Origin of the sequence: Pseudomonas sp. V98_8 (assembly GCF_029967975.1) — a bacterium.
Lineage (GTDB): Bacteria > Pseudomonadota > Gammaproteobacteria > Pseudomonadales > Pseudomonadaceae > Aquipseudomonas > Aquipseudomonas umsongensis.
Map to the genome: position 1 here is coordinate 300,983 of NZ_JASCAE010000001.1, position 12,510 is coordinate 313,492.

Sequence of the window (12,510 nt, forward strand, 5' to 3'; positions counted from 1 at the left end):
CCTATGCGACGAAAAAGCTTTCTAGGCCGGAATCGCTTTAGCCTTCGGCTCCCTGTCCCAAACCCGATGCTGTCCAATCGCAGCAAAGAATGGCTTGGCCAACTTGCTGTCCGCCCCTACGACCAACCCCGCATCAACCTCCAGTTTCAACACATCCAGCAACTGCTTCGCCTCACCGTGCAGCGCAATCGCTTTCAAATGCTTGTAAGCCTCCAGTACGTAATGCAACGCCACACCGTCAGTGCTCAGCGCCTTGATCGATGCCGCGCCTCCAGGCACGAACACAGCGTCGAATGTTACTGAAGGCGAGCCTTCCATGGACGCATCTACCGGCAACGACTTGCCATCGGAGGTTTTCACCGGGGCTGAGGTCGGGCCGAGCAATTTGGCATGCGCCCCTTCAGCTTCCAGCGCTTTCTTCATGGCATCGATTGCTGCCCCGTCCACGCCATCCGCCGCCAGGATCGCTACCTTTCGGGTTTTGATGTCGCCTGGCAGCAGGTTGGCCTGGCTCAGGGCCGGCGAGCGGTCCGGGGACGTTTTCGGTACATCGACGGTCCCCGCTTTCGGCGCCGCAAGCCCGAGGTTCTGTGCCACCCGTTTGGCTAGCTCCAGATCGATGTTGGCCAGGATTTCATTCACCTGCCTGGCCCGGATGAACTCACGCTCAACCTTGCCCAGCTCAAAACTGTACGCCGCGATGATGTGTTCTTGCTCATGCTTGCTCATGCTGTGGAAAAACAGCCGTGCCTGGGAGAAGTGGTCGCTGAACGACTCGCTGCGCTGCCGGATCTTGTTGGCGTCGATGCGCTCCGCATAACTTTCGAAACCGCCGTCCTGGGCTGCGGGGGGTGTTTCTTTCGGCCATCCGCCGTCGATGGAGTTGGGTTCGTAGGACGCACGCCCCTTGTCGATGGTGGTGCGGTGTAATGCATCACGCTGGCCGTTATGGAGTGGTGTTACCGGACGATTGATCGGGATTTCATGGAAATTCGGTCCACCAAGTCGGCTGATCTGCGTATCGGTGTAGGAAAACAGCCGACCTTGTAGCAACGGATCATTGGAAAAGTCGATCCCGGGCACGATATGCCCCGGGCAGAAAGCAACCTGCTCGGTTTCGGCGAAGAAATTATCCGGGTTGCGGTTGAGCGTCATTTTCCCCAGCGGCGTAATGGGCACGAGCTCTTCAGGAATCAGCTTGGTGGGGTCGAGGATGTCGAAATCGAAGGCGTGTTCGTTTTCCTCCTCAATGATCTGCACGCCGAGTTCCCATTCCGGGTAGTCACCCATCTCGATGGCTTCCCAAAGATCGCGGCGGTGATAATCAGTGTCTTTACCCGCCAGTTTCTGCGCTTCATCCCACACCAGCGAGCAGGTCCCGGCGGCGGGGCGCCAGTGGAATTTGACGAAACGCGATTTACCCTCGGCATTGATCAAACGGAAGGTGTGCACGCCGAAGCCTTGCATGCTGCGCAGGCTTTTCGGGATGGCCCGGTCGGACATGGCCCAGATCACCATATGGGCTGATTCAGGTTGCAGTGAGACAAAGTCCCAAAACGTATCGTGGGCCGAGCCGCCAGTAGGGATTTCGTTGTGAGGCTCGGGTTTTACTGCATGGACAAAGTCGGGAAATTTGATGGCGTCCTGGATGAAAAACACGGGCATGTTATTGCCCACCAGGTCGAAGTTGCCTTCGTCGGTGAAAAACTTCACAGCGAAACCCCGTACGTCCCGCACGGTATCGCCTGAACCACGGGGCCCCTGCACGGTGGAAAAACGCACGAACACCGGCGTTTTCTGCGCCGGGTCTTGCAGGAAACCGGCCTTGGTCAGTACTGAGTGGTTCTCGTAAGACTGGAAGAAACCATGGGCTCCGGTGCCGCGGGCATGCACGATGCGCTCGGGGATGCGCTCATGGTCAAAGTGCGTGATTTTTTCACGCATGATGAAGTCTTCCAGTAACGATGGCCCTCGGGCGCCGGCTTTCAAGGTGTTCTGATTGTCCGCCACCTTCACGCCCTGATTGGTACGCAAGGCCTGACCGGTGGCGTCGGAACGGAATTTTTCCAGGCTATCGAGCTTGGTATTGGTGTTGCTGCGGTCCAGGGTATCGGTCCCGGCCAGTGCGCTCTTGGGGGCGGCAGGCTTCTTGGTGCTCATCAGGCATGACTCCTCGGGGATTGTTTCGAGTGACCTAATTAGTGACTGATGACGTTTCGAGCCGTTCCTTTTATCTGACCTTTGATCGCGTTATTGCCAAATGACTGGTTGAATACGAAATAAATGCTAAGAACTGCTATACGGACAGGCTAAAATGCGCGCCCGGCTAACCGCTGATCCTTTTCCAACGCGCCCCACAAGGTTCGCTACGTGATCGAGTTTCAAAACGTCCATAAAACCTACCGCGTCGCCGGTAAGGATATCCCCGCCCTGCATCCGACCAGTCTGACGATAGAGAATGGTCAGGTCTTTGGTCTGATTGGCCATTCCGGTGCGGGAAAAAGTACCCTACTGCGTCTGATCAATCGCCTGGAAAATTCCAGCGGCGGCAAGATCATCGTGGACGGCGAAGAAGTCACTGCGCTTGATGCCAACGGACTGCGCCGTTTCCGTCAGCAGGTCGGAATGATTTTCCAGCACTTCAACCTGCTGGCGTCCAAGACCGTTGCCGACAACGTTGCGCTGCCGCTGACGCTGGCCGGTGAACTGTCCCGCCGCGACATCGATCTGCGCGTGGCCGAGTTATTGGCCCGGGTCGGTTTGTCCGATCACGCCAACAAGTATCCAGCCCAGTTGTCCGGTGGCCAGAAGCAGCGTGTCGGCATTGCCCGCGCCTTGGCGACCAAGCCGAAAATCCTGCTGTGCGACGAAGCCACCAGTGCACTGGACCCGCAGACCACGGCGTCGGTCCTGCAATTATTGGCTGAGATCAATCGTGAGCTGAAGTTGACCATCGTGCTGATCACCCATGAAATGGACGTGATCCGCCGAGTCTGCGACCAGGTAGGCGTCATGGACGCTGGCGTGATTGTCGAGCAAGGTTCGGTGGCCGAGGTGTTCCTGCATCCGAAACACCCAACGACCAAGCGTTTCGTGCAAGAAGACGAGCACATCGACGAAAGCGAACAGCGTGACGACTTCGCACACGTGCCAGGCCGCATCGTGCGTCTGACCTTCCAGGGCGAAGCGACCTACGCGCCCCTGCTGGGAACCGTCGCTCGGGAGACCGGTGTGGACTACAGCATCCTGGCTGGTCGGATCGATCGCATCAAGGACGTCCCGTATGGGCAACTGACCCTGGCCGTGACCGGTGGTGACATGGAAGCGGCTTTTGCCCGCTTCACCGCGGCCGACGTTCACATGGAGGTGCTGCGCTAATGGAAGCCCTGACTAGTTTTTTCGCCAACATCGACTGGTTCGAAATCTGGCTGGCCACCGGTGATACGCTGCTGATGCTCGGTGGTTCGCTGTTGTTCACCGTGTTGCTGGGCCTGCCGCTGGGCGTGCTGTTGTTCCTCTGCAGCCCGCGTCAGTTGCTGGAAGCCAAAGGCGTCTACGCGATGTTGTCTCTGGTGGTGAACATCCTGCGTTCGCTGCCCTTCATCATTCTGTTGATCGTGATGATTCCGTTCACCGTATTGATCACCGGTACTTCCCTGGGGGTCGCCGGCGCGATCCCGCCGCTGGTGGTCGGTGCCACGCCGTTTTTCGCGCGACTGGTGGAAACCGCTCTGCGCGAAGTGGATCGCGGCATCATCGAAGCGACCCAGGCCATGGGCGCGACGACGCGGCAGATCATCACCAATGCATTGCTGCCCGAAGCCCGCCCGGGCATTTTCGCGGCGATTACGGTGACTGCCATTACACTGGTGTCCTACACGGCAATGGCCGGTGTGGTCGGTGCCGGTGGTCTGGGTGACTTGGCGATCCGCTTCGGCTACCAGCGTTTCCAGACTGACGTAATGGTGGTCACGGTGGTGTTACTGCTGGTGCTGGTTCAGGTATTGCAAACCGTCGGCGACAAATTGGTCGTCCACTTTTCTCGTAAGTAAGACATGAGCCGGCCATTCGCTGGCAGGCGCCAATCGGGCGCCTCACATGGAGTTAGCTGAATGAAAAAACTACTCGCCGCATTCGCTGCTGTTGCAGCCTTTTCCGCCCACGCCGCCGACACCCTGACAGTCGCAGCGACTCCGGTTCCGCACGCGGAAATCCTCGAGTTCGTCAAACCGACCCTGGCCCAGCAAGGCGTGGACCTCAAGGTTAAAGTCTTCACCGATTACATCCAGCCGAACGTGCAGGTCGCGGAAAAACGCCTGGACGCCAACTTCTTCCAGCATCAGCCGTACCTGGATGAGTTCAACAAGGCCAAGGGCACCAACCTGGTCTCGGTGGCCGGCGTGCACCTGGAACCACTGGGTGCTTACTCCAGCAAGTACAAGACCCTGGAAGAGCTGCCAAGCACCGCCACCGTGGTGATCCCGAACGACGCCACCAACGGCGGGCGTGCGCTGTTGCTGCTGGCCAAGGCCGGAGTGATCAAGCTGCAGGATTCGAACAACATCCTGTCGACGGTCAAGGACATCACCGAGAACCCGAAAAACCTGAAGTTCCGTGAGCTGGAAGCCGCGACCATCCCGCGCGTGCTGACCCAGGTCGACCTGGCGCTGATCAACACCAACTACGCCCTGGAAGCCAAGCTCGATCCATCCAAGGACGCGCTGGTCATCGAAGGCAGCGACTCGCCTTACGTGAACATCCTCGTTGCCCGCCCGGACGACAAGGACAGCGAAGCGATGAAGAAGCTGGTGGCTGCCTTGCACAGCCCGGAAGTGAAGGCCTTCATTCTCGAGAAGTACAAAGGCGCGGTCGTGCCGGCGTTCTGATCTACTGACGCAACGAAAAAGGGGATGCCATAAGCGTCCCCTTTTTTTGTGCCTGGCTCCTACGGGAGCGCTATGGTGGTTATTTGCGGTTGAGCATCACCGGCAACTGCGCCACCAGTTTCACATTGTTCAAGGGAGCCCGAATAAACCCGCGCTGGGTTCCGTCCGGGCCGATCACCGCCAAGTTGCCGCTGTGGTCGACGGTGTAGTTCGGCTTGCTGGTATCGGCCGGAATGAACGGAATGCTCACCGCATTGGCGACTTTCTGCAGCTCTTCTACCGACGTTGGCGTCAGCCCGACAAACTGCGGATCGAAGTAGCCCAGGTACTGCTTGAGCTGCTTGGGCGTATCGCGGTGTGGATCGACACTGACCAGCACGATCTGCAACTTATCCACAGCCTCCGGCGGCAGTTCACTCTTGATCTGACGCAGTTGGGCGAGGGTGGTCGGGCAGATGTCCGGGCAAAAGGTGTAGCCGAAGAACAGCAGGCTCCACTTGCCTTTGAGTTCGTTGATTGCCACCGGCTTGCCGTCCTGATCGGTCATCTTCACATCCGGCAGGTTGCGGCTTTGCGGCAGCAGGATGATCCCCGCGTCGATCAGTGCCGTCGGGTCGCCCTGGCCTTTGCCGGAGAGCACTTTGTTGATGGTCAGGCCCAGGACCAGCGCGATCAGGGCGACAAGGATGAAGACGGTTTTCTGGGTTCGGGTCATAGGTTCAACAATAAGTAGTGGTCAACGAGCAGGGCGATGAACAGCAGGAACAAGTAGTAAATAGAGTACTTGAAGGTGTTGATCGCCGCGTGCGGCCGAGTGCCACGGTACAGCACCACGGCCCATTGCAGGAATCTGGCGCCAAGACCGATGGCGCAAGTCAGGTACAGCAGGCCGCTCATGTGGATCACGTAGGGCATCAGACTGACGGCCAGCAGCGCGCCGGTGTAAAGCAGGATGTGGATCTTGGTGTAGTGCTCGCCGTGGGTCACCGGCAGCATCGGGATGTCGGCCTTGGCATATTCCTCCTTGCGATGGATCGCAAGGGCCCAGAAGTGTGGCGGGGTCCAGGCGAAGATGATCAGCACCAAAAGCAGCGGTTCGGCGCTGACGTGGCCGGTGGCGGCGGTCCAGCCGAGCAGCGGCGGAGCGGCCCCGGCCAGGCCTCCGATCACGATATTCTGCGGCGTCGCGCGCTTGAGGAAACCGGTGTAGACCACTGCGTAGCCGAGCAGGGAGGCGAGGGTCAGCCATGCGGTCAGCGGATTGGTGAAGGCCAGCAACAAGGCCTGACCCAGCAGTGCCAGCACCAGGGCAAAAGTCAGCGCGGCGGCCGGAGATACCCGGCCTTCGGCCAGTGGCCGTTTGTGGGTGCGTGCCATGACCGCATCGATCCTGCGGTCCACCACGTGGTTGACCGCTGCCGCACCGCCTGCACACAAGGCAATGCCCAGGTTGCCGAACACCAGCACGGTCCACGGCACTCCGGCGCGCGTTGCGAGGAACATCCCTACCAGTGAAGTGATGAGCATCAGCACCACCACTTTTGGTTTGGTCAGCTCCAGGTAGTCACGCCAGATTGCCTGGCTGTGACGCTCGCCGATCAGAATCGCCATGGCGTCTCTCCTTTTATTGTTATGGGCCCGGCTGAATGTTTACGCGGGCTGAAACGCCAGCGTGTCGGCTGCTTGACCCGAACCAGGCTGGTCCGGGCGTGGTAATTGACCAACACCATCGTCAGCAACAGCGCTGCGCCCCCGGCGTTATGGGCGACGGCAATCGGTAGCGGCAGGTGCAACAGCACGTTGCTGATGCCCAGGGTGATTTGCGCCGCGAGGGCGATCAGCACCAACCCGGCGAGTCGCGTCATGCCGACGACTTTCAGTTGCCAGGCGAGGCCCAGTAACACCAGGGTCACCAACAACGCGCCGATCCGGTGTGTCAGGTGAATCGCGGTGCGAGCGTCGCTGTCCAGTTGCCCGCCGAGGTAGTTCGGGCCGATGTGCTGGGTCAGGTGAAAGCCGTTGGCGAAGTCCGCAGGTGGCAGCCATTGCCCGTGGCACGTCGGAAAGTCGATGCAGGCCACAGCGGCGTAGTTGGAGCTGACCCAGCCACCCAAGGCGATTTGCCCGATCACCAGCAACAGCCCCGCCGTCGCCCAGTACTGCAGGCGTCGCGGCACCGTCAATGCGGGCAGTACGCCGGACAGGCGCAAGGTCAGCAGAAACAGCAGGCTCAGGGTCGCAAAGCCGCCAAGCAGATGTCCGGTGACAACTTGCGGCCAGAGCTTGAGTGTCACCGTCCACATGCCGAACGCGGCTTGAGCGAACACTACCGCCAGCAGGAACAACGGCAGCTTCACCGGTTGTCCTGGATGCCGGCGATGGACCCAGGCCCTACCGGCCAACACCGATATCAGCAGCCCCAGCGTGCCGGCGAAGTAGCGGTGGATCATCTCGTTCCAGCCTTTATGGGCTTCTACAGGCGTGTCCGGAAAATGCAATTCGGCATGGGCCAGTTGTGCTTCGCTTTTGGGCACGCTGATAAAGCCGTAGCAGCCAGGCCAGTCCGGACAGCCCAAGCCTGCGTGGGTCAGGCGGGTATAGGCACCGAGCAACACCACAATCAGTGCCAGCAAGGTGGCAAACAGCGCGAGGCGAAATCCAGGCTTGGCCATGACGATGCCCTTATCCGATGTTCGACAGTTTCAGCAGGTGCCGCAGGTCATTGAGCAGGTCCTTGCCCTTGACTGACGGGTCGTAGCGCAAGACCAGATTGCCGTGGGGATCGATGATCCACAGGTGTGGAGAGTCATTACTCTGAGCTCCTTTGGTGTAGGTCGGCAGGTCCAGTGGATAGCGCTGCAACTGCGGGTACTCGCGTTGAAGTTTAGTCTCGTAATCACTGCTCAGCGGCTGTGTCGCCGCCAGTGCGTGACTGGCGCGACCGGCATCGCGACCCAGGCCGATCTGGATTTGGCGCGCCAGATAAACCAGTTGCTGGCAGTCCACCGAGCACTCTTTCGGTGCCGTCACCAGCAACTGCCAGCGGTCTTCCTGCGCCCGTACGCCAAGGTCGGCGCGGCTCTGTCCGTTGCCGATCAGTTCGCCGTGATAACTGCGTCCTTCCGGCACCCAGAAATTCAGTTTGTACATGCCGGTCGCCAGGATCATCGGACCGACCACCCCGAGCACAATCAGCAGTAACTGCAACCGTCCCTTGCGCCGGTTCACCGGCGTTTTGGCCTCAGACATGCTGGGTGGATTCATGGCCGTTCCCATGGTGTTTCTCCTTTGCGTTGTGCCAGCCGAGGTAGAGGTAAAGACCGAACAGGGCGATCGACATGGCGAACCACTGCACGGCATAAGCGATGTGTTTTTCCGGCCCCATGGCCACTACCGGCCAATCGGCCTGGTACGTCGCGGGTCCGGTTTCTGCGCGTAATTCGTAGGCAAAACCTTCACGGCCCAGGGCTGCCCAGAGTGCGTTCGGGTCAATGGCCGTGAGTAGTTTTGGCCAGGTGCTGGTGCTTGGGTCGGCGTGGAGCTGGAAGGTCGCGCCGGGTGAAACGTAGACCCATGCATCGAGACTCAAGGCATCGGTCGGTGTGGTGAATTGCGGCGGCGTCCGACGGTCGGGCCAAGGCAGCCAGCCGCGATTGACCAGCAGCCACAGCCCTGTTGCCTGATCCTGAAACGGTTGCAGCAGCTCGACGCCGACTTTGCCGCCACGCTGACGGTTATCCAGCAACAGGCTGTGCGCGGAATCGAACTGGCCATGCAGGTGAATCCGTCTGAAGGCCGGGTCTGCGGTGTGCTGCAGCTCGGTGCTGGCCATCGGTTCTGCAGCCCGGCGTTCAGTGTAGGTTTGCAGTAGCGCGCTTTTCTCCGCGCCCCGGCTCAATTGCCAGAACCCGAGCGACACCAGCAGGGGCAGCAACAGCGCAACCACCAATGTCGGAATGATGCCCGGCCGAAAGCGCTTCATGGCATCGCCAGAAAGTCGGTCGTCGCGATAGCTATACTCAGATGCATCGCTTGTCCCCCCGGAGTCCCACCATGCTCAAAGCAGCCATCGTCCTGATGCTGATTGCCACGGTTGTCAGCCTGTTCAGCGGCCTGTTTTTTCTGGTCAAGGACGACAGCAGCTCGAACCGCCTCGTCATTGCCTTGAGTGTTCGTGTAGCCCTTGCCGCCATTACCGTCGGCTTGATCGCCTGGGGCTTTTTCAGCGGCCAGCTTGTATCTCACGCACCCTGGTAACCGTAGGAGTGAGCATGCTCGCGAAAAACTCGAAAGCATCGCGGGGTGTCAGGTTCCCCGCGTTATCGTTGGGTACCATCGCGACCGTGCTCGCTCCTACAGCACATAGACGAAAACGAACAGCCCGATCCACACCACATCCACGAAGTGCCAGTACCAACTCGCTGCCTCGAAACCGAACTGATGTTCGCTGTCGAAGTGCCCACGCATGACCCGCATCAGCATCACGAACAGGATGATGGTGCCGATCGTCACGTGGGCGCCGTGGAACCCGGTGAGCATGAAGAACGTGGCGCCGTAGATGCCCGAACCCAGGGTCAGGCCCAGTTCGTGATAGGCGTGCATGTACTCTTCGGCCTGAAAGCCGAGAAACGCGCAGCCGAGCAGCACAGTAAGCGCCAGCCAGATTTTCAGCGCACCGCGATGGCCCTTCTTCAAGGCATGGTGGGCGATGGTCACGGTGACGCTGGAGCTCACCAGTATCACGGTATTGAGCAGTGGCAATCCCCAGGGGCTAATGACCTCCTTGGGGGGTGGGAACAGCTTGGAGTCGGGGTTGTTCAGCAGTGGCCAGGTCCACTCGAAGGCAGGCCACAGCATGTGAGCGAGGCCTTTGGCACCTTCACCGCCGAGTGCGGGGCCGGACACATGGCGCACATAAAACAGCGCGCCGAAAAAGGCGATGAAAAACATCACCTCCGAGAAAATGAACCAGCTCATGCCCCAGCGGAACGAACGATCCATCTGCGCGCTGTACAAGCCGCCGCGACTTTCCTTGATCACCGTGCCGAACCAGCCAAAGAGCATGTAGGCCAGCAACAGGCCACCGACGAAAAAGATCAGCGGGCCGTGGGATTCCGGCCGCGCCGCTTTCAGATCGTTGAACCAGGTGGCCAGGCCGAACACCGTGACGAACATCCCGACCGTAGCGATGATCGGCCATTTGCTCTGGGCCGGAACGTAATAGTGTTCATGAGTTGCCATTTATTGTTCTCCTTATCGGGCACGCTCAACCGCCAGTATTTACTGCGACCGGTGGATGTCGGGCGGTGATATCGAACAGCGTGTAGGACAGCGTCAGGTGCTTCACATCCTTGGGCATGTCACGGTCAACGATGAAACGTACCGGCATCTCGATCCGTTGACCGGGCTGCAGCACTTGTTGGGTGAAGCAGAAGCATTCGGTCTTATGGAAGTACGCCGCCGCCGCGCTGGGCGCGATGCTCGGCACCGCCTGAGCGCTCATCGGGCGATCGGTAGGGTTGTGCGCGATGAAGATCATCTCGTTCACTGCCCCGGGGTTGGCCGTCAATTCATCATGCTTGGGATAGAAATCCCAAGACATGTCGGCGGAGTTGGTCGACAGGAACTGCACGCGAACCTGCCGCGAGGTATCGACCGTTTGCTCGCCCTCATACTGCCCGGCGGTCTTGCCGTTGATGCCGAATGCCTTGCACATCACGTCGTAGATCGGCACCAGGGCAAAACCGAAGACAAACATCGCGACCACCACCAGTAACAGGCGGGTGACCAGCTTCTTCATTGAAATCGAGTCAGCCATGATTTCTCACCTGCGCCGAGAGCCCTGTGGGAGCGAGCCTGCTCGCGAAGCAGACGCCACGGTTTGGCAGGTAGACCGCGTCATCGTTTTTCGCGAGCAGGCTCGCTCCCACAAAGGCCATGGCGCTCATTTCATTTCACTTCCGGCGGCGTGGTGAAGGTGTGGTACGGCGCCGGTGAGGGAATGCTCCATTCCAGGCCTTCGGCCCCATCCCACGGTTTGGCCGGTGCTGGCGGGCCACCGCGAATGGTCTTGATCACGATGAACAGGAAGAAAATCTGCGTTGCACCGAACATGAAGGCGCCGATCGACGACACCATGTTGAAGTCGGCGAATTGCAGGTTGTAGTCCGGAATCCGTCGAGGCATGCCCGCAAGCCCGACGAAGTGCATCGGGAAGAAAGCCATGTTCATGCCGATGAACGACAGCCAGAAATGCAACTTGCCGAGGGTTTCGTCGTACATGTGGCCAGTCCATTTTGGCAGCCAGAAGTACGCCGAAGCGAAGATCCCGAAGATCGCCCCAGGCACCAACACGTAGTGGAAGTGCGCCACCACGAAGTAGGTGTCCTGGTACTGGAAGTCCGCCGGGGCGATGGCCAGCATCAGGCCGGAGAATCCGCCGATGGAGAACAGGATCACGAACGCCACCGCGAACAGCATCGGCGTCTCGAAGGTCAGCGAACCTTGCCACATGGTACTGGCCCAGTTGAACACCTTGACCCCGGTGGGTACCGCGATCAACAACGTGGCGTACATGAAGAACAGCTCACCCACCAGCGGGATACCGACCACGAACATGTGGTGCGCCCAGACGATGAACGACAGGAACGCGATACTCGCCGTGGCGTAGACCATCGAGGTGTAGCCGAACAGCGGCTTGCGCGAGAAGGCTGGAATGATCGAGCTGACGGCACCAAAGGCCGGCAGGATCATGATGTACACCTCGGGATGGCCGAAGAACCAGAACACATGCTGGAACAGCACCGGGTCACCGCCACCGGCGGCGCTGAAGAAGCTGGTGCCGAAGTGGATGTCCATCAGCATCATCGTCACGCAACCGGCCAGTACCGGCATTACCGCGATCAGCAGGAACGCGGTGATCAGCCAGGTCCAGACGAACAGCGGCATTTTCATCAGCGTCATGCCGGGGGCGCGCAGGTTGAGAATGGTGGCGATCACGTTGATCGCACCCATGATCGAACTGATCCCCATCAAGTGGATGGCAAAGATGAAGAAGGTCACGCTTTCCGGCGCGTAGGTCGTCGACAGCGGCGCGTAGAACGTCCAGCCGAAGTTGGGTCCGCCTCCGGGGGTGAACAGGGTCGAAACCAGCAGGATGAATGCCGCTGGCAACAGCCAGAAGCTGAAGTTGTTCATCCGCGGTAGTGCCATGTCGGGTGCGCCGATCATCAGCGGAACCATCCAGTTGGCAAGGCCGACAAAGGCCGGCATCACCGCACCGAAGACCATCACCAGGCCGTGCATGGTGGTCATCTGGTTGAAAAATTCCGGCTGGACGATCTGCAACCCTGGCTGGAACAGTTCGGCGCGAATCACCATCGCGAACGAGCCGCCGAGCAGGAACATGGAAAACGCAAACCACAGGTACAGCGTACCGATGTCCTTGTGATTGGTAGTCAGCACCCAGCGCATCAGGCCTTTGGCGGGGCCATGGGCGTGCTCGTGGGCGGTGCCGGTCTGAACATGGTCATCGACTACAACAGTCATGTCCTGTCTCCTGCAAACAGATGGGCTGGGCAGGTCGGGGCGTGATGCTCCGACTGGTTCCTTGGGTGCGCAATAG

General features: G+C 59.6%; 13 protein-coding genes. 4 read left to right on the forward strand and 9 right to left on the reverse strand.

Annotation, left to right across the window (positions count from 1 at the left end; genetic code table 11):
- Positions 1-21: 21 nt before the first annotated feature.
- A complete protein-coding gene (gene katE, locus QLG10_RS01345; RefSeq protein ID WP_282485301.1) occupies positions 22-2,181 on the reverse strand; it encodes a catalase HPII in 2,160 nt (719 codons plus the stop codon).
- Between the two features lie 189 nt (positions 2,182-2,370).
- Between katE and QLG10_RS01350 the strand changes: the two genes are divergently transcribed.
- The 3 genes from QLG10_RS01350 to QLG10_RS01360 are packed head-to-tail and all read left to right on the forward strand — an operon-like array spanning position 2,371 to position 4,886.
- On the forward strand, positions 2,371-3,378 hold the full coding sequence (locus QLG10_RS01350; RefSeq protein WP_282485290.1) for a methionine ABC transporter ATP-binding protein: 1,008 nt from the start codon (positions 2,371-2,373) through the stop codon (positions 3,376-3,378).
- Positions 3,378-4,052: a methionine ABC transporter permease gene (locus QLG10_RS01355; RefSeq protein ID WP_008002212.1), complete on the forward strand. Its 675-nt coding sequence runs from the start codon at positions 3,378-3,380 to the stop codon at positions 4,050-4,052. Before QLG10_RS01350 ends, QLG10_RS01355 begins: the two co-directional genes overlap by 1 nt.
- A gap of 60 nt (positions 4,053-4,112) precedes the next feature.
- Positions 4,113-4,886: a MetQ/NlpA family ABC transporter substrate-binding protein gene (locus QLG10_RS01360; protein ID WP_282485291.1), complete on the forward strand. Its 774-nt coding sequence runs from the start codon at positions 4,113-4,115 to the stop codon at positions 4,884-4,886.
- 79 nt (positions 4,887-4,965) lie between these two features.
- On the opposite strand, the gene QLG10_RS01365 is transcribed toward QLG10_RS01360, so the two are convergent.
- Genes QLG10_RS01365 through QLG10_RS01385 form a run of 5 tightly spaced genes read right to left on the reverse strand, consistent with a single transcriptional unit; the run spans position 4,966 to position 8,868 of the window.
- A complete protein-coding gene (locus tag QLG10_RS01365; protein ID WP_110748494.1) occupies positions 4,966-5,601 on the reverse strand; it encodes an SCO family protein in 636 nt (211 codons plus the stop codon).
- The gene (gene cyoE / locus QLG10_RS01370) at positions 5,598-6,497 is read right to left on the reverse strand and encodes a heme o synthase (RefSeq protein ID WP_110748497.1); all 900 of its coding nucleotides are present in this window, start codon (positions 6,495-6,497) and stop codon (positions 5,598-5,600) included. The genes QLG10_RS01365 and cyoE overlap by 4 nt, the downstream gene beginning before the upstream one ends.
- Positions 6,485-7,558, reverse strand: a complete 1,074-nt coding sequence (locus tag QLG10_RS01375; RefSeq protein ID WP_110748499.1) for a COX15/CtaA family protein — start codon at positions 7,556-7,558, stop codon at positions 6,485-6,487. Before QLG10_RS01375 ends, cyoE begins: the two co-directional genes overlap by 13 nt.
- Positions 7,559-7,568: 10 nt before the next feature.
- A complete protein-coding gene (locus tag QLG10_RS01380) occupies positions 7,569-8,162 on the reverse strand; it encodes a hypothetical protein (protein ID WP_110748502.1) in 594 nt (197 codons plus the stop codon).
- Entirely contained in the window at positions 8,128-8,868 is a 741-nt protein-coding gene (locus tag QLG10_RS01385) for an SURF1 family protein (protein WP_188263295.1), read from the reverse strand. The genes QLG10_RS01380 and QLG10_RS01385 overlap by 35 nt, the downstream gene beginning before the upstream one ends.
- 71 nt (positions 8,869-8,939) lie before the next feature.
- Between QLG10_RS01385 and QLG10_RS01390 the strand changes: the two genes are divergently transcribed.
- On the forward strand, positions 8,940-9,143 hold the full coding sequence (locus QLG10_RS01390; protein ID WP_008064738.1) for a twin transmembrane helix small protein: 204 nt from the start codon (positions 8,940-8,942) through the stop codon (positions 9,141-9,143).
- 96 nt (positions 9,144-9,239) lie between these two features.
- On the opposite strand, the gene QLG10_RS01395 is transcribed toward QLG10_RS01390, so the two are convergent.
- The 3 genes from QLG10_RS01395 to ctaD all read right to left on the reverse strand — a co-directional run bounded on the left by QLG10_RS01395 (position 9,240) and on the right by ctaD (position 12,434).
- Complete coding sequence (locus QLG10_RS01395) at positions 9,240-10,127, reverse strand: cytochrome c oxidase subunit 3 (protein ID WP_110748507.1); 888 nt, start codon at positions 10,125-10,127, stop codon at positions 9,240-9,242.
- Positions 10,128-10,152: 25 nt separating this feature from the next.
- Positions 10,153-10,704 (reverse strand): cytochrome c oxidase assembly protein, encoded by a 552-nt coding sequence (locus tag QLG10_RS01400; protein WP_033038877.1) that lies wholly within the window; start codon positions 10,702-10,704, stop codon positions 10,153-10,155.
- 131 nt (positions 10,705-10,835) lie between these two features.
- Complete coding sequence (gene ctaD, locus QLG10_RS01405; RefSeq protein ID WP_110748509.1) at positions 10,836-12,434, reverse strand: cytochrome c oxidase subunit I; 1,599 nt, start codon at positions 12,432-12,434, stop codon at positions 10,836-10,838.
- Between the last annotated feature and the right edge of the window lie 76 nt (positions 12,435-12,510).